Genomic DNA, 22,151 nt, shown 5'->3' with positions numbered 1-22,151 from the left:
AGGAACAAAGATTATGGTCAGGAAGACATCCCTCGCCTTTGCCGTGTGTACCTTGCTGGCGGGTGCCCCACAGGCATTCGCCTCTTTTGATATGGAAGACTGCAAATGGAGCGATGCGAGCTGTCTGCTGAAAGGCATCCCGGTACTCAGCCCAGAAAACGACTCCCGTGATAACCTGCTGCGTCTGTTGAGCCAGGAAAAATCATTCACCCTGCCGGTACAGTCGCTGCCTGCGGATGTTACCCACTCCCGCGATTACTACTTTGCTTATCATCCACAGTGGGATGAAGTCTCTCCGACACCAGCCGCCGCATCTGTGCAAAGCACAGATGATGTACTTGCCCACCAGATGGCCGAACTGCAGATTACTGCCGAAGAGATAAGCGCCGACGACGCAGAACATGAGAACCGTCATGTGTCGAATACTACGGCCAGCGTCAGCCAGTTCTTTGCCGCGCTGCTGGCCGATACCACGTTAACGGCGGAACAGCGCCAGGCGTTAGCCCGGGCACGCCTTGGGATACTGTCCGGCGCAACCGCGGAGCAAATTACGTCCTCGCTTGCCGCGATCCCTACCGACACCTCTGCGCAACAGTACAAAACCTATCTGATTGCCGCCGCCCGTTTCTACGAAGGCGACTACATCACTGCCGACCAGGATTTCACGCAGCTTACCACCAGCGGTAGTCCGTGGCTGGCAGAAACCGCGCAATACATGCTGATGCGCACAGCGCTGAACAAGAGCAGCCAGAACAGCGTCGGTGAATACGGCGATTTTGATAGTGCAAAAATCAACCGCCAGGATGCCAGTCAGGCGCAGACTCAAGCCCAGGCTTATCTGCAACGCTTCCCGCAGGGGCTGTACGCCGACTCCGCACGCGGCATGCTACGCCGGATTAACTGGTATCTGCAGGCATGGTCGCCGCTAGCCGGGTTGTATGAACAGACCCTCCAGCAGTCGGCGGACGCACAGCAACTGCGCGATACGGTTATCGAATACGATAATGTTTTCGGTATGCATTTCTTTGAAGGCCCCGTGGTGGAGGCCTTCCCCGACGCGCCGCTGGTCAGCTATATCGAGTTGCTGCGCGCGCTGCGTCTGAACAACGACAACAAACCGACGCTGTCGCAGGCCCAGCTTGATGCCAGCAAACCGGTGTTTGAAAAGGGGGGTAAACTCGCCCTGTGGCAGAACCTGCAGCTGAATCTGTGGATGGCGACGGGCAACTACGCAGCCATTGTGCAGGCGATGACCCCGGCGCAAAAACTCCCCGCGCACGATATTCTCGCCTTCAGCGAGCAGGTGCTGTACGGCGAAGCGCTGATGGGGCAACAGCAGTGGCCCGCTGCACGCGCGTTCTGGCAGCAGCTACTGAAACTTAGTCAGGATCCCGAACAGCAGCAGTACGTGCAGGCCAAGCTGGCGGCTACGCTGGTCTACAGCGGCGACGTTGCGGCCATTTTTGTACCGGACAGCGCGGTATCAAACCTGCGTTTCCGTTCGCAGGTGCTGAAAGCGCAGGCAACACCCGAGCTGCTGCGCCAGCAGGCCACTCGCGGCCCCAACAACGAAGAACGCACTATTGCCCTGCATACGTTGCTGGTACGCGATCTCACCGAGAATCGTTTTAGCGACTGGTTGAACGACAAAAAGCTGGCTGGCGCGATTACGCCACCGGTGATTGGCGAGTCGTTTGCTGATGTGAATCTGAGTACCTTTGACTGGAACGGCGACGCCGCCCAAGCCGGTTACACCTGCCGTAGCCTTGATGAAACGGTCACTGTGCTAAGCAAAAAAGCGGATGATGCCCACGCGCTGAACTGCCTGGGGGAGTTCTTCCGCACTTCGCAAACCCATGTGGATCTGCAGGCAGACAGTGCCGGTAACGACGTGCTGGGCACGGCCATCTCACGCAAAGAGCCGTTCGGGCAGTTTGACCGCCAGCGTTATTATCAGCAGGTGATCGCCTCCCCCAACGCAGAAGTCGAGGACAAGAGTTTTGCGCTGTACCGGGCCATCATGTGCTATGCGCCATCGGGTTATAACGAATGCGGCGGTGAAGAGGTGGACAAGTCGCAGCGTAAAGACTGGTACACACAGTTAAAGACGCAGTATCCAGGAAGCCCGTGGGCGCAAAAACTCAAATACTACTGGTAATTGCGCTGCTGAGCGGACAGGCTCAGGCCGGGGAAACGGTAGCGGCCCGTGAACATCAGGCCTTTTGGTTATGGTCCGGGGTAAAAGCCAGCGACGAGCTGCGGGACGCGCAAACGGTGTATCTGCACCAGGGGGAAGTGCTGACCCGCTCGGGCCTGGTGGTCTTTCAGCGTCTGGGTCTGCCGGTCAGCCGCCTGACCTTTCCATCAATTTGGCTGACCGTGCGTTTTACTACCCTCGACGTGCCGGATGCGATCCCGGCACGTATCGTGCGGCTGTTGCAGCGCTGGCAGGCCGCAGGCAACCACGTGGTCGGTCTACAGGTTGATTTTGACGCGGCAACCCATCAGCTCGCCGATTACGCCCGATTTCTGCAACAGTTGCGCCAACAGCTGCCGCCGGAGTTCGCCCTTGGGGTGACCGGACTGCTGGATTGGGCTAAAACAGGCGATGTCGCCACGCTGAACGCGCTACCGGTTGATGAACTGGTGGTGCAGAGCTATCAGGGACGTCACACGGTAGCTAATTATCAGGCGTATCTGCCCGCACTCACCCAGTTACGCATTCCGTTTAAGCTCGGGCTGGTTCAACACGGTAGCCGGGATGTACAAGCGGAAGCGCAGCTGGAGACATCGCCGTGGTATCGCGGCACGGTGGTCTTTATGCTGCAACCGCCTCGCCTTTAGGCCTTCGCTTTGTGGTGGCAGCAGCCGGAGAGATTATCGATGATCGGGCATTCGGCGCTGTCATCGCCGGGACAGCTGTCCGCCAGCGCCAGCAAATGTGCGCGCATCGCCTGCAGTTCGCTAATGTGCCGCTCGATATCGGCCACTTTTTCCAGGGTGCGCTTTTTCACATCTGCGCTGTGGCGTGCCGGATCGTTAAACAGGTTTACCAGCTCACCGCACTCTTCAAGGTTAAAGCCAACCTGCCGCGCCTGACGCAGCAACGTCAGTTCGTTCAGATGTTGCTGCGTATAGGTGCGGTATCCGTTTTCGCTGCGCATCGGCGGCGTCACCAGCCCTTTCTCTTCATAAAAGCGGATAGCTTTACTGGTTAAACCGGTTTTTTTAGCAACATCGGATATATTCACATCTTCCCCCTTGACCTTCCCCTTGATGGAAGGTTTAACCTTTATAACAGTTAGTCAAAACGATTGCCAAGGTCAATAAACCACCGACCAATCATAGAGGATTATTGTTATGTCTCAAACCATCGACCTGACCCTGGACGGATTGTCCTGTGGTCACTGCGTTAAACGCGTCAAAGAAAGTCTCGAGCAGCGTCCGGACGTTGAGCAAGCGGATGTCACCGTGACCGAAGCACACGTCACCGGTAGCGCCAGCGCCGACGCGTTAATTGAAACCATCAAACAAGCCGGTTACGGCGCAGAGTTAAGCCACCCAAAGGCTAAACCGCTGGCGGAGTCATCAATCCCGTCGGAAGCGCTGACAGCGGTCTCTTCTGAGCTTCCGGTAGCGACGGCTGAAGATGACAGCCAACAGTTGTTGTTGAGCGGCATGAGCTGCGCCAGCTGTGTTTCCCGGGTACAAAATGCGTTGCAAAACGTACCGGGCGTCACGCAGGCACGGGTAAATCTGGCGGAGCGTACTGCGCTGGTAATGGGCAGCGCTTCCGCCGACGAATTAGTGCAGGCCGTAGAGAAAGCCGGCTACGGTGCTGAAGCCATTGAAGACGACCTTGAGCGTCGTGAACGCCAGCAGGAAACGGCCATTGCCACCATGAAACGTTTCCGTTGGCAGGCCGCCGTCGCGCTGCTGCTCGGCGTCCCGGTGATGGTGTGGGGCATGATTGGCGATAACATGATGGTCACCGCCGATAACCGCAGCCTGTGGCTGGTCATTGGTCTGGCAACCCTCGCCGTGATGGTCTTCGCGGGCGGTCATTTTTACCGTAGCGCGTGGAAAAGCCTGATGAACGGCACCGCCACCATGGATACCCTGGTAGCACTCGGCACCGGGGTGGCCTGGCTCTATTCGATGAGCGTTAACCTCTGGCCGCAGTGGTTCCCGATGGAAGCACGCCACCTCTATTATGAAGCCAGTGCGATGATTATCGGTCTGATTAACCTCGGACATATGCTGGAGGCACGCGCCCGTCAACGCTCTTCCAAAGCACTGGAAAAACTGCTCGACCTCACGCCACCGACCGCACGCGTCGTCACCGACGAAGGCGAAAAAAACGTCCCGCTGGCTGATGTTCAGGCAGGCATGTTACTGCGCCTGACCACCGGTGACCGCGTCCCGGTAGACGGTGAAATCACCCAGGGCGAAGCCTGGCTGGATGAAGCCATGCTCACCGGCGAGCCGATCCCACAACAAAAAGGCGAAGGCGACAGCGTTCACGCCGGTACGGTGGTTCAGGATGGCAGCGTGCTGTTCCGCGCCAGCGCTGTCGGCAGTCATACCACCCTGTCGCGCATTATTCGCATGGTCCGTCAGGCGCAAAGCAGCAAGCCGGAGATTGGCAAGCTGGCCGACCGCATCTCCTCGGTGTTCGTTCCGGTGGTGGTCGTAATTGCATTGGTCAGCGCCGCAATCTGGTATTTCTTCGGCCCGGCACCGCAAATTGTCTATACGCTGGTGATTGCCACCACCGTACTGATTATCGCCTGCCCGTGTGCGCTGGGTCTGGCAACGCCGATGTCGATTATTTCCGGGGTCGGTCGTGCTGCAGAGTTTGGTGTTCTGGTCCGCGATGCCGATGCGCTGCAGCGTGCCAGCACGCTTGATACCGTGGTGTTTGATAAAACGGGGACGCTGACCGAAGGGAAACCGCAGGTAGTCGCCATCAAAACCTTCGGTGACACCGATGAAGCGCAGGCCATCCGTCTGGCTGCGGCCCTTGAACAGGGTTCCAGCCACCCGCTGGCTCGGGCGATTCTGGATAAAGCTGGCGATGCGGTCCTGCCGCAGGTCAATGGGTTCCGTACGCTGCGCGGCTTAGGCGTTAGCGGTGAAGCGGAAGGTCATAGACTGCTGCTGGGCAACCAGGCGCTGCTCAATGAACAGCAGGTAGATACCACTGAAATGGAAGCTGAAATCACCGCGCATGCCTCACAAGGAACAACTCCGGTACTGCTGGCGATTGACGGCAAAGCGGCCGCACTGCTCGCGGTACGTGACCCGCTGCGCAGCGACAGCGTGGCGGCACTGCAGCGTTTGCACCGCGCCGGGTATCGTCTGGTGATGCTCACCGGGGATAACCCAACCACCGCTAACGCTATTGCCAAAGAAGCAGGCATCGACGAGGTGATCGCAGGCGTTCTGCCGGACGGAAAAGCAGAAGCGATTAAACGCCTGCAAAGCCAGGGACATCAGGTGGCGATGGTCGGTGATGGGATCAACGATGCGCCAGCACTTGCCCAGGCTGATGTAGGGATTGCCATGGGCGGTGGTAGCGATGTCGCCATTGAAACCGCCGCCATTACGCTGATGCGCCATAGTCTGATGGGCGTAGCGGATGCGCTGTCTATCTCGCGGGCCACCCTGCGGAACATGAAGCAAAATCTGCTCGGCGCATTTATCTATAACAGCATTGGTATTCCCGTTGCCGCCGGGATCCTGTGGCCGTTTACCGGTACCCTGCTTAACCCAGTGGTGGCCGGGGCGGCGATGGCGCTCTCTTCCATCACCGTGGTAAGCAACGCGAACCGACTGCTGCGCTTTAAACCCAAAGAGTAACCCTGTGCCGGATGACGCTAACGCTTATCCGGCCTACAAAATGCAGGTGATATCGTAGGCCGGATAAGACGCTTTCGCGTCGCCATCCGGCGATTCACGCATTGCACCTTCCCGGACCACGCGCTAGCATGGGATTTTTCAACGGGAGGTCGTATGGATCTGTTATACCGGGTAAAAGCATTATGGTCTGCGCTGCGCGGTCACCATTATACCTGGCCTGCTATCGACATCTCGTTGCCCGGTAATCGCCATTTTCATCTGATTGGCAGTATTCATATGGGCAGCCGTGAAATGGCCCCTCTGCCCGCCAAACTCCTGAAAAAGCTCTACCGCGCCGACGCGCTGATCGTCGAAGCCGATGTTTCCGGTGACGATGCGCCGTTTGCTAACCTGCCCACATTTGCCGCTCTGGAAGACCGCATCAGCGACGAGCAGCTCCGCCACGTGCAAAAAGTCAGCGCTGAGTTGGGCATTTCCCCTTCCCTGTTTTCCACCCAACCTTTGTGGCAAATCGCCATGATATTGCAGGCAACCCAGGCGCAGCAGCTGGGGTTACGTGCGGAATACGGAATTGATTACCAGTTGCTGAAACAGGCGAAGCAGGCGCAAAAGCCGGTTATCGAGCTGGAAGGTGCTGCCAGCCAAATCGATCTTTTATGTCAGCTACCGGATAACGGTCTGGCGTTACTGGACGATACCCTGACGCACTGGCACACCAATGCCCGCCTGCTGCAACAGATGATGGGCTGGTGGTTAAAAACGCCGCCGCAGAATAACGATCTCACGTTACCCAATACGTTCAGTCAGTCGTTATATGACGTCCTGATGCACCAGCGAAATGAGGCATGGCGGGACAAGCTTAACGCGTTGCCCGCAGGCCATTATGTGGTGGCAGTAGGTGCACTGCATCTTTATGGGGAAGGGAATTTGCCGGAGATGTTGCGATAAAAAAATGGCCAATATTTCTATTGGCCCGTCAAAGAGGAATTTCATCATTATTATTATGCCGACGCTTAAAGCATCGGTGTAGGTCGATTGTCGCTCAAAGTCAGCATCCTGCCAATACTATTGCGCAAGATGGTACTATTTTTTCGACCGCCATCAGGCGTATGCTTTAGTCGTATTTTGTCTGAGCCAGGAAAAATTGCTATGACACCCGCCGTTAACTTACTCGAAAAAAACAACATTTCGTTCCAGATTCATACCTATGACCACGATCCGTCAGAGACCAATTTTGGTGATGAAGTGGTGCGTAAACTGGGTCTGAATGCAGATCAGGTCTATAAAACGCTGCTGGTTGCCGTGAATGGCGATATGAAACATCTGGCCGTCGCCGTCACGCCGGTAGCCGGACAGTTGGATCTGAAAAAGGTCGCCAAGGCGCTGGGCGCGAAAAAGGTCGACATGGCCGACCCGATGGTGGCGCAGCGTACCACCGGCTATCTGGTGGGCGGCATCAGCCCATTAGGGCAGAAAAAAAGATTGCCGACGCTTATCGACGCCCCCGCCCGGACGTTTGACACCATTTATGTTTCCGGCGGCAAACGCGGGCTGGATATTGAACTGGCGGCGGACGATTTGGCCAAAATTCTGGATGCGAAATTCGCCGATATCGCACGCCGCGATTAACCTGTTTTGGAATGATTGCCTGATGGCGCGCAGCTTTAAGGCCTACAACTGAATACTCTACAGGGCGTTATTGGTGAAGGCAGTTTGGACTCGGCCAGCGCGCAGGAACCGGAGCGTACATGTAGTACGTGAGGATTATTCGCTACGCTCCCCCTCCGGGCCGCCCTGATGGGCGTTCAAAACTCTGTGAGTTTTGTCCGAGCACTGCCCGCGTTCAAAATGGCGAACAAAATAGCCCTGTTACTGCCAGCTAACTTCACCCTTCGGCTCAAACGCACTGACATCCAGCGGTGAATTCTTCTGCACGTACTCTTTCAGCACTTCTGCATCGATAAACCCGGTGTTCACATAGCCTGGTTTGTTATCAATGCGTGGATAGCCGTCACCGCCGGTGGCGTTAAAGCTCAGCGTTGCCATACGATAAGTTTTTGCCGGGTCGACGGGCTCGCCCTTGATTTTCAAATCGTTAAGCTTGCCGTCTTGCGCCACAAAGCTAACGTTGGCAAATTGCGGGTAGGCCCCCGAGTCCGGCTTCATTTGCGCAACCGCCGTCAGATAGTCAATCACCTCTTTACCACTCATATCGGCATACACCACAATGTTGCCGAACGGCTGAACCTTGAGCACGCTTTTATAGGTAATGTCGCCGCCTTCGATGGAGTCACGCACACCGCCACCGCTCATCACGCCAAAATCAGCGCTGGTGCGCGCCATTTGCGCCGCCAGTAGCAGACGTCCCATATTGGTCTGGACAAAACGGACTTTGCTGCGGTCGCCTTCCAGACGCCCATTGACGCTGCCAATTTTGACCTCCAGCTGCGCTTTGCCTTTATTCTGGAACGGCGTTAGCAGGGAGAGCATTTGCGGGTTTTCAGCGATTTCCGGGGTGAAAAGTACGCGCTCACTTTTGCCGTTATCCCAGGTTACTTTCTTCTTCAGGTTGACCGGAATGAGCTGGTAGTTAACCATTTTCATTTCGCCATTGCGGAATTCAAAGTCCGCGCGGCCCACATATTTTCCCCACTCGTGCGCTTGTACGATCCAGATACCATTTTGCTTATCTGGCGCGCACGGGGTGCCCGGTACGTAATCAACCTGCTTTTTGTTTTCCGACGCCATGCACACCGGATCCTGTGAGTGACCACCCACAATCATCGCCAGCGCACCGGCAGGCAGGCTACGCGCCATTTCCACGTCGCCAGGGGCGTTGGAACCGTGGTTGCCGTTGTCGTAATGCCCCATGTGCGTGGTGGCAATAATAACGTCGGGCTTTTCACCCATATTGAGTTCCTGAATCACCAGCTTCGCTTCATCCGCAGGTTTACGGAACTCGATATCGGTGAAGAACTCCGGGTTGCCAATTTTCGCGGTGTCGTCGGTGGTTAAACCGATAACGGCAATTTTTAGATCCTGGCGCTTAAAGATGGCCCAGGGTTTGAATAAACGTTCACCAGTGCTTTTCTGGTAGATATTGGCGGAGAGGAGCGGAAATTTGGCCCATTTTTCCTGCTGACGCAGCACGGTAAGCGGATTATCAAATTCGTGATTTCCTACCGCCATCGCGTCATAGCCAATCAGGTTCATGCCGCGAAAATCCGGTTCCGCATCCTGAAGATCGGACTCCGGTACACCGGTATTAATGTCGCCGCCGGAAAGCAACAGGACGCTTCCGCCCTCGGCTGCAACCTCGTGACGAATACCGTCCACCAGCGTTTTTTGCGCCGCCAGTCCGTATTCGCCGTATTCGCTGCGCCAGAAGTGACCGTGATGATCGTTGGTATGCAGAATGGTTATTTTATAGGTTTTATCTTTTTCATAAGCCTGAGCAGACTGACCTGCCAGTGTAAAGGCGGCAAATAATGCCAGCGCCACACCCCGTTTCAAAAATTTCATGCTTCTCTCCCTGACCCAATATCAACCGCTGAAATTACAACGATATGAAATAATAGTCGAAAATGTTTTCAGAAATGAGACTTCCTTCAAACACCTTCCACAGGTATGTTAGTCGGATAATAATTACACCTGCTCCTTTCTCATCATTACTGAAGTGGACCTATGGCTACCAATCAAACCGCTCAACCGCTCCCCGGCTCTGCTGCGCAGTCGCAAAAAGCACGCACCTCGTTTGGCATTTTAGGGGCGATCAGCCTTTCTCACCTGCTCAACGATATGATCCAGTCGCTGATCCTGGCGATTTATCCGTTGTTGCAGTCAGAGTTCTCGCTGAGTTTTATGCAGATCGGGATGATTACCCTGACTTTCCAGCTCACCTCCTCCCTGCTTCAACCGGTGGTCGGTTACTGGACGGACAAATATCCGATGCCGTGGTCGCTGCCTATTGGCATGTGCTTTACGCTCAGCGGGCTGGTATTGCTGGCAATGGCCGGTAATTTCCATATGGTGCTGCTCGCCGCCGCGCTGGTCGGCACAGGTTCATCGGTGTTTCACCCGGAATCGTCTCGCGTGGCACGGATGGCTTCCGGCGGTCGCCATGGTCTGGCCCAGTCTATTTTCCAGGTGGGCGGTAACTTCGGCAGTTCTCTGGGGCCATTGCTGGCGGCTGTCATCATCGCGCCATACGGTAAGGGTAATGTAGCGTGGTTCGTGCTGGCCGCGTTGTTAGCGATTGTGGTACTGGCGCAAATCAGCCGTTGGTATTCGGCCCAACATCGGATGAGTAAAGGTAAGCCGAAAGTCGCCATCGTTAACCCGCTACCGCGCAACAAAGTGGTGCTGGCGATTAGCATCCTGCTGGTACTGATTTTCTCCAAATATTTCTATATGGCGAGCATCAGCAGCTATTACACCTTTTATCTGATGCAAAAATTCGGATTATCGGTACAAAACGCGCAGTTCCACCTGTTTGCGTTCCTGTTTGCCGTTGCGGCAGGGACGGTTATTGGCGGACCGCTAGGTGATAAAATCGGTAGAAAATATGTCATTTGGGGCTCTATCCTCGGCGTAGCGCCGTTTACCCTCGTTTTACCCTATGCAACGCTGGAATGGACCGGGATTTTAACCGTGATCATTGGTTTTATCCTGGCATCGGCCTTTTCTGCCATTCTGGTGTACGCTCAGGAGCTGCTTCCGGGGCGTATCGGCATGGTTTCTGGGCTGTTTTTCGGTTTTGCTTTTGGCATGGGCGGCTTAGGGGCCGCGGTGTTAGGGCTGGTTGCCGACCATACCAGTATTGATTTGGTCTATAAAATATGTGCTTTCCTGCCTCTTCTGGGGATACTGACCATATTCTTACCTGATAACCGACATAAAGACTGATTTTATGGCGGCCAAAAGTAAACTTTGGCCGCCATCACTTACAGTGACCATCAGCGTTTGCTCTATGCTTCCCCCCGCAGTTATCCGATCCGTGCTTTTTTACGCCTAAATTCCTGTTTTCATCAAATTTCAATAATTATTCATAAACATAAACATTAAAATTGTCATAAACTATTACTCGTAATTAGGGTTTTCAGGATCACCACAGCAATCAAAGGAGACGGAATGCATCACGCCACCCCGCTTATCACCACCATTGTTGGCGGCCTTGTGCTCGCTTTTATCTTTGGCATGCTTGCCAATAAACTGCGTATTTCTCCTCTGGTGGGATATCTGTTAGCGGGCGTTCTGGCCGGTCCATTTACACCTGGTTTTGTTGCAGATACCAAGCTTGCGCCGGAACTGGCAGAACTTGGCGTGATCCTGCTGATGTTCGGCGTGGGGCTACACTTTTCGTTGAAGGATTTAATGGCGGTAAAGTCCATCGCTATTCCCGGTGCGATAGCCCAGATAGCCGTAGCAACGGTGCTGGGTATGGCGCTTTCAGCTGTGCTGGGCTGGTCGCTGATGGTCGGTATCGTCTTTGGATTATGTCTGTCTACCGCCAGTACCGTAGTGCTCCTGCGCGCGCTTGAAGAACGACAGTTGATTGACAGCCAGCGCGGGCAGATCGCCATTGGCTGGCTGATTGTTGAAGACCTGATGATGGTGCTGACGCTGGTTCTCCTGCCAGCCATCGCCGGTATGCTGGAAAAAGATAACGTTGGCTTTGCGTCACTGGCCGTTGATATGGGCATCACCATCGGTAAAGTAGTCGCGTTTATCGCCATTATGATGCTGGTCGGTCGTCGCCTGGTGCCGTGGATCATGGCCCGTAGCGCCGCCACGGGCTCGCGTGAACTGTTTACCCTGTCAGTACTGGCACTCGCATTAGGTATCGCGTTTGGTGCCGTAGAAGTATTCGATGTTTCCTTCGCTCTGGGCGCGTTCTTCGCCGGTATGGTGCTGAACGAATCTGAACTGAGCCACCGTGCGGCGCATGACACCCTGCCGCTGCGTGATGCATTTGCGGTGCTGTTCTTTGTTTCCGTCGGCATGCTGTTCGATCCATTGGTCCTGATCCAGCAGCCGCTGGCTGTGCTGGGCACGCTGGCGATTATCATCTTTGGTAAATCCCTCGCCGCCTATTTCCTGGTGCGCCTGTTCGGTCACTCGCAGCGCACAGCGCTCACCATTGCCACCAGTCTGGCGCAGATTGGTGAATTTGCCTTTATCCTTGCCGGCCTTGGCATGGCGCTTAACCTGTTACCGCAGGCGGGACAAAACCTTGTGCTGGCAGGAGCTATCCTGTCCATCATGCTGAATCCGGTGCTGTTCGCCGTGCTGGAAAAATACCTCGCAAAAACCGAAACGCTGGAAGAGCAGACGCTGGAAGAAGCTATCGAAGAAGAGAAGCAAATCCCGGTCGATATCTGTAATCATGCCCTGCTGGTCGGTTTTGGCCGCGTCGGTAGCTTGTTAGGTGAAAAACTGATGGCTGCGGGTATTCCGCTGGTGGTTATCGAAACGTCGCGGACTCGCGTGGACGAGCTACGTGAACGTGGGATCCGCGCGGTACTGGGCAATGCAGCCAACGAAGAGATCATGAACCTGGCGCATCTGGACTGTGCGCGCTGGCTGCTGCTGACCATCCCGAATGGTTATGAAGCCGGTGAGATTGTGGCTTCCGCGCGTGAGAAGTGCCCGACGATTGAGATTATCGCCCGCGCGCATTATGACGATGAAGTGGAATACATTACCGAGCGCGGGGCTAATCAGGTAGTGATGGGTGAACGTGAAATCGCGCGTACCATGCTGGAACTGATTGAAACACCGCCTGCGGGTGAGGTGGCTACCGCCAGTTAATGTTGCGTGCCCGATGACGCTATCGCCATCGGGCAAGAACTTAACGCTCCCAGTAAGCCTCTTCGAGGCTGTCTTCCTTCTCCGGCAATCCGCGCGTCAGGCGCGGCGAATGCTGGTTCAGCACCTGATAACTTACGCGATTGGCATATTTACACACCTGCGCTAACGAGGAATAGGTCAGCCAGGTGTATTTGTGCTTGCTGGAGTTCGGCACATTGCCGCGATGGTAGCTGTTTGCCGTAATATCATGCAGCAGGGCCGCCAACGCACCGTCACCCGCGCCGTTGGTGTTCATGATTTTTTCCGGGCCACCCATGTACGGGGCAATGTGCGAATAAATGCGCAGCGGGTTGCTACAGTCTTTATGGCGCATCGCGCGGCTGAACTCGTACTGGTTGAACTCAGCAATAGCGCCAGGCAGCAGCGGATGCTGCGTTTTGCGTTTAACCTCATCTTCCGTAAAACCGGCCATATACAGGCCCACCGGACCGGCGGTACACAGCACCAAATCCACCCAATCCAGCGCTTTGTCAGATGCCAGCAGCGGGTCATTCAGGCCGGTCAGCGCTTCGGCTTCTTCTTCGTTCATCGCCAGAATGGAGACATTCTCTTTCAAGAATTCCTGCCACCACTGCGGGTTATCCGCAATAACGAATTTGGTTCCTAAGGTCAGCACCACCGGGACATTGTGCTTTTTGGCGAACTCAATAGCCTTCATGGTCGCTTCCGGCATCGGCTCGCCCGGTTCGCAGCGCACCAGATATGAGGTCAGCACCAGCGCAGAGGCACCGGCAATCACCGACTCGGGAATGCTGTCTGCCCGCAGTTTGTTCATGTGGCCGGGGCTGATGGCGAAGGTACGCTCTCCGGATTCGCCAATCAACGTGAAGCAGCGACCAATCGGCCCGTCAACGCCCTGCAGATAGTTCAGGTCGGTACGGCTGGAGGTATTGCATAAATAGCGATACGCGTAGCTGCCAATCTCAATGTTGCTACACATGACGCCCAGCAATACAGAGCGGTCATCCGCCAGTACCGAATAGTTGTGCATGGTGTTACCGATGGTTCCACCGGCAAACTGATGAGTGATTAAATTTTCCCGCACCAGTTCCTGATAGAGCGCCTCAGCAACATCATCAGCAATCACCAGAGAATGCCCGGCGCTTAATCCATAACGCTTCACAAAGTCGTCATCGACTTTGGCTTCTATATCCACCAGAGTCTGGTCGATACCGACGACCCAGGCGGCGCTGGTCTCGTTTTCAGGTTGAATTTGTTGCAGCAACGGATCGCGCGCGCTGACGGGAAAATAGTGTTTGGATTTGCGTTTGCCGGGAAATTTCATGGTCGATTTTACGGGTGGTTAACTGAGCGATGCATGGTAGCACATTCCCTCCTGCTCGCGCGACGCGGCGCTAATTTTCAATATCGGACGGTGAGATCGCAGTTTATCCGCCGTTAATTTCTACAATACATCACCTTTTACAAGGAGCGTTTTATGCAGCCGGAAAACAAGATCCCCGTCCTCGACCTTATTTCAGACGAAATGAAAAGCGTGGTGAACTTTCATCGCGATGACCTGCCGCCGTGGCCCGCCGCGGATGATTTCGTTGCCCAACGCCAGCACTACGTGCACGAGCGCCAGTTCTGGAATGCCGATGCTCCGCAGATGAGTACCCGGGAGTGCGTCATTTCTACCGCGTGCGGCCCGGTGGCGACGCGGATTTACTCCCCCCAACCCCATAGCCAGGCCACGCTGTACTATTTGCACGGCGGCGGTTTTATTCTCGGTAATCTGGATACGCACGATCGCATTATGCGCTTGCTGGCGAGTTACACGCGCTGCACGGTAATTGGCATCGACTATTCACTTTCGCCGGAAGCGCGCTTTCCACAGGCCATCGAAGAAATTGTCGCGACCTGCCAGTACTTTCATCACCATGCCGCTGACTATGCGCTGAACGTAGAGAATATCGGTTTTACCGGTGATTCCGCGGGCGCCATGCTGGCGCTTGCCAGCGCACTGTGGCTACGCGATAAGCAAATTGCCTGCGGTAAGGTCGCGGGCGTGCTGTTGTGGTACGGGCTGTACGGTTTACGGGATTCGATCAGCCGACGACTGATGGGCGGAGAATGGGATGGCTTAACGCGAGGCGATCTGCAGATGTACGAAGACGCCTATCTGCGCAGCGTCGATGACCGCGAGTCGCCGTACTATTGTGTATTTAACAACGATCTCACCCGCGATGTGCCGCCGTGTTTTATCGCCAGTGCAGAGTTTGACCCGCTGATTGACGACAGCCGCTTACTGTTCCAGACGCTCCAGGCGCATCGGCAGCCCTGTCAGTACAAAATGTACCTCGGCACGCTGCACGCCTTCCTGCATTACTCGCGGATGATGAAAACCGCCGACGATGCCTTGCGGGATGGCGCGCGTTTCTTCAGAGCGCAGCTTTAGCGATAGGCAGCGGTCAGTTTCAGCATCATTTCGATGTGTTCCGGTGCGTCATTCAGCGCCGGAATATATTCGTATTTCTGCCCGCCCGCTTCGAGGAAAATTTCTCGGTTTTGCTCGGCGATTTCCTCCAGCGTTTCGAGGCAATCGGCAGCAAATCCCGGACACATAACCTGGATATGCCGGGTTCCTTTTTCCGCCAGCATTTTGAGCGTTTCGTCGGTATATGGCGTCAGCCACGGTTCCCGACCGAAGCGTGACTGGAAGGTCATCATCACCTTTTCCGGTGGCAGTCCTAACGCCGACACCAGCTCCCGCGTGGTATCGCGACAGCGTTGCGGGTAGTCATCGCCTTCATCAGCGTAACGCTGTGGAATGCCGTGGTAAGAAAGCAGCAGTAAATCGGGTTCTCCGTGCCGGGCAAACGCATCTCGGGCGCTTTTGGCCAGCGCATCAATATACGCGCTGTCGTCTGCATAATCGCGAATAAAGGAGACACCTGGGATCGCACGCTTTCGCGCTAAAATGCGCGCCAGTTCATCCCACACCGCGGCTACCGTTGAACAGGAGTATTGCGGATACAGCGTTAACACCACAATGTGCTCAACGCCGCTCGCCAGCAGTTCATCGACCGCGCTTTCCAGCGAGGGTGAACCGTAGCTCATCCCCAGCGCAACCGGCGTATCCGGCAGGCATTTTGCCAGCGCCTGTTGCTGACGACGGCTGTAGACCATCAGCGGCGAGCCTTCATCCATCCAGACTGACTGGTATAGCTTCGCCACGCGCGGCGCGCGCAGCGGCAGGATAACTCCGCGCAGCAGCGGCCACCACAGCAGACGGGGAGTATCGACCACGCGTGTGTCGCTTAAAAACTGGCGCAGATAACGTTTAACTGCTTCGGGTGTGGGGGCATCGGGGGTGCCGAGATTGGCCAGCAGGATACCGGTTTTCGTCTGACGCATTACCGCCTCGTATTGATTCAAATTGTTGATAATTGTAGCGGAAAAGCGAGGAAGAAGAACTAATTGCTGCGAGAGGTAAGAATATGCCTGATGGCGCTGCGCTTATCAGGCCTACGAGATAATGGCAGGCCTGATAAGAATTTCACAACGCTAAAACTTAACCGAGGATTTTTTCCAGGTCAGCGCGAACGGCGGCAACGGCCTGTGTACCGTCAACTTTCGCGTATTGGGTTTGACCCGCTTGCGCTTCTTTCTGGTAGTAACCAATCAGCGGGGCAGTCATCTGATGGTATTCAACCAGACGCTTACGCACGGTTTCTTCCTGGTCATCTTTACGCGTGGTCAGCTCATCGCCGGTCACATCGTCTTTACCTTCAACCTTAGGTGGATTGAATTTGATGTGGTACACACGGCCAGATGCCGCGTGAACGCGACGACCAACGATACGATCAACGATCAGTTCGTCCGGTACCGCGAATTCCAGAACGTAATCAACGACGATACCCGCTTCTTTCATGGCGTCAGCCTGCGGAATCGTACGTGGGAAGCCGTCCAGCAGGAAACCATTACGGCAGTCTTCCTGTGCGATACGCTCTTTTACCAGCGCGATCACCAGCTCATCAGTCACCAGTTTACCGGCGTCCATGATGTCTTTCGCTTGTTTGCCCAGCTCGGAGCCAGATTTCACGGCAGCACGCAGCATATCACCGGTGGAGATTTGCGGAATACCATACTTCTCCATGATGAACTGAGCCTGAGTTCCTTTACCCGCGCCCGGAGCGCCAAGCAGAATGATACGCATTACGAAAATCCCCTTAAAGGTTGTCGATATTTTAAAAAAGCGCTAAACGATACCACCATCACGCAATTGGCTCAAGAAAGGCGCTTGACGCTGAAACGTTTAACGGTGGGAAAATTGAAAATAAGAAGAGAAAATGCCGGATAGCAGTGTAAACACCTTATCCGGCCTACGGTATACGAGATTTTGTAGGCCGGATAAGCGTTAGCGCCATCCGGCATCACATAACGCAACCGCTATAAGGACACCAGCAGCTGGTTCATGCGACGGATGAACTGGTTAGGATCTTCCAGCGTGCCGCGTTCGGCGAACAGCGCCTGATCCAGCAGCAGTTCAACCCACTCTTTGAACTGCGCTTCATCCTGGGTATCCGCCGTGCGTTTTACCAGCACGTGGTCCGGGTTGAGTTCAAAGATATATTTCACTTCCGGTACGGCCTGGCCCGCGGCGGCAAACAGCTTCGCCATTTGCGTGCTCATTTCGTCCGCATCGGTGGTTACGATAGCCGGTGTGTCGGTCAGACGGTGCGTCAGGCGCACTTCTTTCACGCGATCGCCCAGCAGGGTTTTCACACGCTCAACAAACGGCGTCAGCGCTTTTTCAGCTTCTTTTGCCGATTCGTCGACTTCATCCGCCAGTTTGTCGATAGACTCGTCAGCTTTAGCAACGGACTGGAACGGCTTGCCGTCGAACTCGGTCAGGTAGTTCATCATCCACTCGTCGATGCGATCGGACAGCAACAGAACTTCGATGCCTTTCTTACGCAGCAGTTCCAGGTGCGGGCTGCTCTTCGCCGCCGCATAGCTGTCAGCGGTGATGTAGTAAATCTTCTCCTGTCCTTCTTTCATCCGCGACACGTAGTCTTCCAGAGACACTGTCTGTGCAGAAGAGTCGGTGTGCGTGGAGGCAAAGCGCATCAGCTTAGCGATCGTTTCCTGGTTGGCGTGGTCTTCCGCCGGACCTTCTTTCAGCACCAGGCCAAACTGTTTCCAGAAGGTCTGGTATTTTTCTGCATCGTCTTTCGCCAGTTTTTCCAGCATCTGCAGTACGCGTTTGGTCAGCGCGCTGCGCAGGTTACGGGTGACGGTGCTGTCCTGCAGGATCTCACGGGACACGTTCAGCGGCAGATCGTTGGAATCTATCAGACCACGCACAAAACGCAGGTAGTTCGGCATGAACTGCTCGGCGTCGTCCATGATGAACACGCGCTGGACGTACAGCTTCAGACCGTGCTTGTGATCGCGGTTCCACATATCCCACGGGGCCTGCGACGGGATGTACAGCAGGCTGGTGTACTCCTGCTTACCTTCCACACGGTTGTGGCTCCAGGTCAGCGGGTCGGTGAAGTCATGAGCGATGTGCTTGTAGAATTCGTTGTACTCGTCGTCTTTGATTTCCGACTTGTTACGCGTCCACAGCGCCTGCGCCTTGTTGATTTTCTCCCAGGAAACCACGGTTTCACCGTCTTTCTCTTCCTGTTTTTCAATCTCTACCGGCAGGGCGATATGGTCAGAATATTTGCTGATGATGGAGCGTACACGCCAGTCATCGAGGAACTCATCTTCCCCTTCACGCAGGTGCAGGGTGATTTCGGTGCCGCGATCGTCTTTGGTAATGTCGGCCACGGTGTATTCACCTTCGCCCGCAGACTCCCAGAACACGCCGTTCTCCGGCTTGTCGCCCGCTGCACGGGTGCGCACGGTGACTTTGTCAGCCACGATAAATGCAGAATAGAAACCCACCCCGAACTGGCCGATCAACTGGCTGTCTTTCGCCTGATCGGAACCCATAGATTCGAGGAAAGATTTGGTACCGGATTTAGCAATGGTCCCCAGATGATCGATAACGTCATCGCGGTTCATCCCCACGCCGTTGTCGGCGATGGTCAACGTACGCTTATCTTTATCGAAGGAGACACGCACGCGCAGTTCACCGTCACCTTCATACAGGTCCGGGTTAGACAGCGCACGGAAACGCAGCTTGTCTGCCGCATCGGAGGCGTTAGAGATAAGCTCACGCAGGAAGATTTCTTTATTGGAATACAGAGAATGGATCATCAGGTGCAGAAGCTGTTTTACTTCTGACTGAAAACCACGAGTTTCTTGTCCTTTCATGTAGATCTACCTCAACAATGCCATTTTTAATGGTAAAAACACGTTGAGAGTGAAATGGGGACAGGGAATGATAATTTCAAGCGGAAACCGCCGTCGCGGCTTCCGTTTGTTCAGAATTTAATCTTATGACGCCCGGCAAGAGAGTGCGACAGCGTGGTGCCATCGACCATTTCCAGCTCACCGCCAACCGGTACGCCGTGGGCGATACGGCTGGCTTCAACGTCATATTGCATGCACAGCTCGGCAATGTAGTTGGCGGTAGCCTCGCCTTCGACCGTCGGGTTGGTCGCCAGGATCACTTCATTGATGTGCTCAGACGCCAGTCGCTGCTCCAGACGATCAAGCCCGATATCATCAGGCCCGATGCCATCCAGCGGCGACAGGTGTCCCATCAGCACGAAATAACGGCCGGAAAACTGCCCCGTTTGCTCAATGGCGTAGATGTCCGCAGGACTCTCTACCACGCAAATTTGGCCGTTTTCCCGGCGACGCGGATTCGCACAGATATTGCATACTTCTTGTTCGGTGAAGGTACGGCAATCCGCACAGTGGCCGATTTCCGACATCGCCTTCGTTAACGACTGCGCCAGACGCATCCCGCCGCTGCGATCGCGCTGAAGTAGCGCGAACGCCATGCGCTGCGCTGACTTCGGGCCAACGCCCGGTAGACAGCGCAGTGCTTCCATAAGCTGAGTTAACAGCGGGCTGGTTTGCATCAGAACGGCATCTTAAAGCCAGGCGGCAGTTGCATACCGGAGGAAACGGAGGCCATTTTCTCTTTCTGGGTTTCTTCAATGCGACGAGCCGCATCGTTGAACGCCGCAGCAACCAGATCTTCCAGCATCTCTTTGTCGTCTTCTAACAGGCTTGGGTCGATTTCCACGCGACGACAGTTATGCGCGCCGTTGATGGTCACTTTCACCAGACCCGCGCCGGATTCGCCGGTCACTTCCAGCTTGGCCACTTCTTCCTGCATCTGCTGCATTTTTTCTTGCATCTGCTGGGCCTGTTTCATCAGGTTACCCAGACCGCCTTTACCAAACATAGGCTTCTCTCTCAATCACGTTAAGGGATGACAACCATAAAACCATGGAAAATGGCTTACGATCAAATGGGGCGAATACTCTCTTCGTCCAGCTCCGCATCGAAGAAACGACGCAGTGTCTGAATGTTATTATCCGCAATAATTGACTCACGCGCCTGCGCAAGTTTCTCTTCATAAATGGCCTGACGCCACTCCAGCGGCGTGCGCACCGCAGGATTATCATCTTCAACGATGGTCAATTCAACCGCTGAGCCCGTTAAGGTGCTCAACGCTTCGGCAAGTCGTTGCTGCGCGCCGCTGGAATTAAGGTGCCGCTGCGTGGAACGCAGGTGCAGGCGAACCTCGTTGCCATTCTCTTCTTTCCAGGCATTGAGCGCCACCTGCTCCACCAGCTTGGGCAATGAAAGCTGACTGACCTGCGCGGCCCACGGGTCGCGTTCAATGGCTTCCGCCGCCAGTTTTGCCGCCAGTTCCGGTGTTTTTTCATGTTCCAGCGCTTTTTTCAGCGCCTTTGGCGTGGCAACAACTTCTTTGACTTCTGCAACCGGATTGGTCGTCTTCCAGCGATAGGCTTCTTTTTTCGCCGGTGCTTTCTCCAGCGTAGAGGCCGCCGGGCGCGCCTGAACGCGTTCCGTCACCGACGCCAGTCTTTCCAGCGCAGCATTATTCACCGGCCGCGCGCGGGATGCGGCTGCCGGTTCACTCTTTTTTGCTTTGGTCGCTCCCTGAGCACGCTGCAGTTGACTACGCGCAGCCAGCACCTGGCTGGTTGCCTCAGACAACGGCACGTCCTGATGCGCAGGCGCAGGTTGTTGCTCCGGGGCCTGTGTCGGTGCCATGACCACGCCAGGAGCCGCGGGTGCAAACGACTGGCGAGGGACTTCGGGTTCCGGTAGCGGTACGCGCGGGTGAAAAGCCAGCGCCCGCAGCAGCGTCATTTCTACGCCCATACGCCTGTCCGGCGCATACGGCAGCTCTTTACGTCCAATTAACAGAGTCTGGTAATACAGCTGAATATCGGTCGGCGGCACGGTCCGCGCCAGTTCGCGCATACGTTGTTCAATGGCGGCCATATCGCTACCGAGCGCGGAAGGCGTGAGCTGAACCATCGCAATCCGGTGCAGCAACGCCAGCATCTCAACCAGCAGCGCTTCCCATTCAATACCACGCGCGGCAGCGTCATTAACCAGCGTCATGGCGCGTTCGCCATTCCCGGAAACCACCGCCTCAACCAGAGACAGCGCTTGATCGTCGTCAAGCGTACCGAGCATGGTACTCACCGCCTGAGTTGAGACCTGGCCGTCGCCGCTGGCAATCGCCTGATCGGTCAGGCTTAGCGCATCGCGCAGGCTCCCGTCCGCCGCGCGCGACAGCAGCTGCAGTGCACGCGGTTCGTGGGCGATGTGTTCCTCATTGAGGATATGCTCAAGCTGATGGCGGATCTGCTCAACGTCCAGCGCTTTAAGATGAAATTGCAGGCAGCGCGACAGGATAGTGACCGGCAGCTTCTGCGGATCGGTAGTCGCCAGCAGGAACTTAACGTGCGCTGGCGGCTCTTCGAGCGTTTTCAGTAAGGCGTTAAAACTGTGGCGCGACAGCATGTGCACTTCGTCGATCAGATAGACTTTAAAGCGTCCACGTGCGGGCGCGTACTGGACGTTATCCAGCAAGTCACGGGTATCTTCGACCTTGGTGCGCGATGCGGCGTCGATTTCAATCAGATCGACAAAACGTCCCTGCTCGATTTCACGGCAGTTGTCGCACACCCCGCAAGGCGTGGCGGTAATGCCGGTTTCACAGTTGAGTCCCTTCGCCAGCAGACGGGCGATAGAGGTTTTTCCGACGCCACGGGTGCCGGAAAAAAGATAAGCATGATGAATACGCCCTAACGACAAGCCGTTAGCCAGTGCCGTCAGCACATGTTCCTGGCCGACGACGTCAGCAAAGGTTTGTGGGCGCCATTTTCGGGCTAAGACCTGATAACTCATTGGCAGGCTCTGAAAGGCTGGAGGGTGGATTCACAGGGGAGTAATGCTAACACAACCTCGCAGCGACGGCGAGGTTGACACGTTATATTCGGGCGTTATCGTTGCAGTCAGTTTGG

Annotated in this window: 17 protein-coding genes and 1 other annotated feature; of the genes, 8 read left to right on the top strand and 9 right to left on the bottom strand. The window is 55.4% G+C overall.

The window, feature by feature from the left end; translation table 11 throughout:
- The first annotated feature begins 13 nt into the window (after window positions 1–13).
- Both QNN86_RS15220 and QNN86_RS15215 read left to right on the top strand, forming a co-directional pair.
- Window positions 14–2,158, top strand: a complete 2,145-nt coding sequence (locus QNN86_RS15220; protein WP_414211531.1) for a hypothetical protein — start codon at window positions 14–16, stop codon at window positions 2,156–2,158.
- A complete protein-coding gene (locus QNN86_RS15215; protein ID WP_414211529.1) occupies window positions 2,128–2,844 on the top strand; it encodes a DUF3142 domain-containing protein in 717 nt (238 codons plus the stop codon). The genes QNN86_RS15220 and QNN86_RS15215 overlap by 31 nt, the downstream gene beginning before the upstream one ends.
- Here the strand turns inward: QNN86_RS15215 and cueR are convergent.
- Window positions 2,841–3,251 carry a Cu(I)-responsive transcriptional regulator gene (cueR, locus tag QNN86_RS15210; RefSeq protein ID WP_414211527.1) on the bottom strand — a complete coding sequence of 137 codons (411 nt, stop codon included), beginning with the start codon at window positions 3,249–3,251 and terminating at the stop codon, window positions 2,841–2,843. The genes QNN86_RS15215 and cueR overlap by 4 nt on opposite strands.
- A gap of 109 nt (window positions 3,252–3,360) precedes the next feature.
- Between cueR and copA the strand changes: the two genes are divergently transcribed.
- From copA to ybaK, 3 genes are all read left to right on the top strand, one after another.
- The gene (gene copA / locus QNN86_RS15205; RefSeq protein ID WP_182270291.1) at window positions 3,361–5,862 is read left to right on the top strand and encodes a copper-exporting P-type ATPase CopA; all 2,502 of its coding nucleotides are present in this window, start codon (window positions 3,361–3,363) and stop codon (window positions 5,860–5,862) included.
- Between the two features lie 153 nt (window positions 5,863–6,015).
- Window positions 6,016–6,810 carry a TraB/GumN family protein gene (locus QNN86_RS15200; RefSeq protein WP_137362748.1) on the top strand — a complete coding sequence of 265 codons (795 nt, stop codon included), beginning with the start codon at window positions 6,016–6,018 and terminating at the stop codon, window positions 6,808–6,810.
- A 201-nt stretch (window positions 6,811–7,011) separates the two neighbouring features.
- On the top strand, window positions 7,012–7,491 hold the full coding sequence (gene ybaK / locus QNN86_RS15195) for a Cys-tRNA(Pro)/Cys-tRNA(Cys) deacylase YbaK (RefSeq protein ID WP_146717221.1): 480 nt from the start codon (window positions 7,012–7,014) through the stop codon (window positions 7,489–7,491).
- A gap of 240 nt (window positions 7,492–7,731) precedes the next feature.
- On the opposite strand, the gene ushA is transcribed toward ybaK, so the two are convergent.
- Window positions 7,732–9,384, bottom strand: a complete 1,653-nt coding sequence (gene ushA / locus QNN86_RS15190; RefSeq protein WP_414211524.1) for a bifunctional UDP-sugar hydrolase/5'-nucleotidase UshA — start codon at window positions 9,382–9,384, stop codon at window positions 7,732–7,734.
- A gap of 162 nt (window positions 9,385–9,546) precedes the next feature.
- Between ushA and QNN86_RS15185 the strand changes: the two genes are divergently transcribed.
- Window positions 9,547–10,767 (top strand): MFS transporter, encoded by a 1,221-nt coding sequence (locus QNN86_RS15185; protein WP_414211522.1) that lies wholly within the window; start codon window positions 9,547–9,549, stop codon window positions 10,765–10,767.
- A gap of 225 nt (window positions 10,768–10,992) precedes the next feature.
- Entirely contained in the window at window positions 10,993–12,672 is a 1,680-nt protein-coding gene (ybaL, locus tag QNN86_RS15180) for a YbaL family putative K(+) efflux transporter (RefSeq protein ID WP_181618821.1), read from the top strand.
- Window positions 12,673–12,712: 40 nt separating this feature from the next.
- Here the strand turns inward: ybaL and QNN86_RS15175 are convergent, their stop codons facing one another.
- Window positions 12,713–14,017 (bottom strand): inosine/guanosine kinase, encoded by a 1,305-nt coding sequence (locus tag QNN86_RS15175; protein ID WP_181618820.1) that lies wholly within the window; start codon window positions 14,015–14,017, stop codon window positions 12,713–12,715.
- Between the two features lie 153 nt (window positions 14,018–14,170).
- Between QNN86_RS15175 and aes the strand changes: the two genes are divergently transcribed.
- Entirely contained in the window at window positions 14,171–15,130 is a 960-nt protein-coding gene (aes, locus tag QNN86_RS15170; RefSeq protein WP_181618819.1) for an acetyl esterase, read from the top strand.
- Here aes and hemH read toward each other — a convergent pair.
- The 6 genes from hemH to dnaX all read right to left on the bottom strand — a co-directional run bounded on the left by hemH (window position 15,127) and on the right by dnaX (window position 22,035).
- Window positions 15,127–16,089: a ferrochelatase gene (gene hemH, locus QNN86_RS15165; RefSeq protein ID WP_115259982.1), complete on the bottom strand. Its 963-nt coding sequence runs from the start codon at window positions 16,087–16,089 to the stop codon at window positions 15,127–15,129. The two genes, aes and hemH, sit on opposite strands and share 4 nt — an antisense overlap.
- A gap of 157 nt (window positions 16,090–16,246) precedes the next feature.
- Window positions 16,247–16,891 carry an adenylate kinase gene (gene adk / locus QNN86_RS15160; protein WP_181618818.1) on the bottom strand — a complete coding sequence of 215 codons (645 nt, stop codon included), beginning with the start codon at window positions 16,889–16,891 and terminating at the stop codon, window positions 16,247–16,249.
- Between the two features lie 233 nt (window positions 16,892–17,124).
- On the bottom strand, window positions 17,125–19,002 hold the full coding sequence (gene htpG / locus QNN86_RS15155) for a molecular chaperone HtpG (protein WP_414211518.1): 1,878 nt from the start codon (window positions 19,000–19,002) through the stop codon (window positions 17,125–17,127).
- Window positions 19,003–19,112: 110 nt separating this feature from the next.
- Window positions 19,113–19,718 (bottom strand): recombination mediator RecR, encoded by a 606-nt coding sequence (gene recR, locus QNN86_RS15150; RefSeq protein ID WP_096758029.1) that lies wholly within the window; start codon window positions 19,716–19,718, stop codon window positions 19,113–19,115.
- Complete coding sequence (locus QNN86_RS15145; RefSeq protein WP_003021764.1) at window positions 19,718–20,047, bottom strand: YbaB/EbfC family nucleoid-associated protein; 330 nt, start codon at window positions 20,045–20,047, stop codon at window positions 19,718–19,720. Before QNN86_RS15145 ends, recR begins: the two co-directional genes overlap by 1 nt.
- A 62-nt stretch (window positions 20,048–20,109) precedes the next feature.
- Complete coding sequence (dnaX, locus tag QNN86_RS15140; RefSeq protein ID WP_414211515.1) at window positions 20,110–22,035, bottom strand: DNA polymerase III subunit gamma/tau; 1,926 nt, start codon at window positions 22,033–22,035, stop codon at window positions 20,110–20,112.
- Window positions 20,713–20,777: a sequence feature (DnaX frameshifting element), on the bottom strand. (Overlaps the previous gene by 65 nt.)
- Window positions 22,036–22,151: the final 116 nt, after the last annotated feature.

The sequence above is a fragment of the Citrobacter sp. C348 genome (assembly GCF_047467975.1).
Lineage (GTDB): Bacteria > Pseudomonadota > Gammaproteobacteria > Enterobacterales > Enterobacteriaceae > Citrobacter > Citrobacter gillenii.
The sequence above is the reverse complement of the archived record's forward strand: the minus strand, read 5'-3'. Positions and strand labels throughout refer to the sequence as shown.